This is a genomic window from Pseudoalteromonas sp. S3785, assembly GCF_005887365.1.
In the GTDB taxonomy this organism is placed as follows: domain Bacteria; phylum Pseudomonadota; class Gammaproteobacteria; order Enterobacterales; family Alteromonadaceae; genus Pseudoalteromonas.
The window spans coordinates 1-394 of sequence record NZ_PNCT01000227.1 but is presented as its reverse complement, the minus strand read 5'-3'; the positions used below and the strand labels follow the sequence as shown (position 1 = coordinate 394).

Sequence of the window (394 nt, the reverse complement as noted above, 5' to 3'; positions counted from 1 at the left end):
CCTTCGTTAACAAAACATCAGTAAAAGGAGTATTTGATTGTGATGACGCCGACCCTAAATATCTACGTTCTGCCTACATTATTTTTTTATAGTCTTAAGATTGGTGCTAACTTTGATTTAAATGATTGCAATAATCCACTTTCAATTCGTTTAGGCCAACAATTCGTTCACTGGGGTGAAAGTACGCTTATCTCTCATGGTATTAACGTAAACCCAGTTGACATTGACCGCTTAAAAGCACCGGGTGCTGAGCTTAAAGCAGCATTTATTCCAGTGGGTATGCTTTGGGCGTCATTAGGTATTACTGAAAATAATACCCTAGAAGGGTTTTACCAGTATCAATGGCATGAAACACTCCTGCCAGCCGCAGGTACATATTTTTCTACCAATTATT

1 pseudogene is annotated in these 394 nt (G+C 38.6%); it reads left to right on the top strand.

Features of this window, described 5'->3' with window-relative positions:
* A pseudogene (locus CWC17_RS19245) lies at window positions 1–394 on the top strand (DUF1302 domain-containing protein); the annotation flags it as partial.